The 508-nt window shown below is 67.1% G+C and carries 1 protein-coding gene; it reads left to right on the top strand.

The genetic code is table 11. The annotated features are described in order from the left end of the window. Positions 1-508 (top strand): hypothetical protein (locus HUK84_RS23885; RefSeq protein WP_218064520.1); only part of this gene is annotated, 508 nt, incomplete at both ends.

Consider the following 508-nt stretch of genomic DNA (forward strand, 5'->3'; position numbering starts at 1 on the left):
ACGTCTCGTTCTGCAGGAAGCCAACATACCCGACGACCGGATCGAGCGGCAGGCGTTCCTGGGGGCCGCGCTGCTGGTCCATGGGATCGCATTGCACCGCTATCTTGTCGATGCTGCACGGCGAAGCGGGGCGGAGATCCGTTTCGCGGCCTTTACGGGCGAAAGCTTCGGCATCATCACCGCGGCGGTCGCCGCCGGCGCACTGTCCGTCGCCGACGGCACGAAGATCGCCCATGCGCTCGCGCCCTTCATCCTCGTCGGCGCGGAGGGTGTGACGTCGTCGTCGCCTCTGCAGGCGCGTGTCGCCGAAACGCTGGCGGCCGTCGGCGTCACACAGCCTCTCGTGGCGCAGCCCGCACATGTCGTGGCGCTGACGGGGCATCCCGACGTGGTGAATCGCGTCCTGGTGGCGATCAGCGACGCCTACGACGTCTCGGATGTGGAGCTGCACAAGACCTACGCCGCGAACCAGGCGAATGTCTATGTGCGGTCGGGTGTCCGGGAAAGT

It is taken from the genome of Nguyenibacter vanlangensis, assembly GCF_013376155.1.
Taxonomy (GTDB): domain Bacteria; phylum Pseudomonadota; class Alphaproteobacteria; order Acetobacterales; family Acetobacteraceae; genus Gluconacetobacter; species Gluconacetobacter vanlangensis.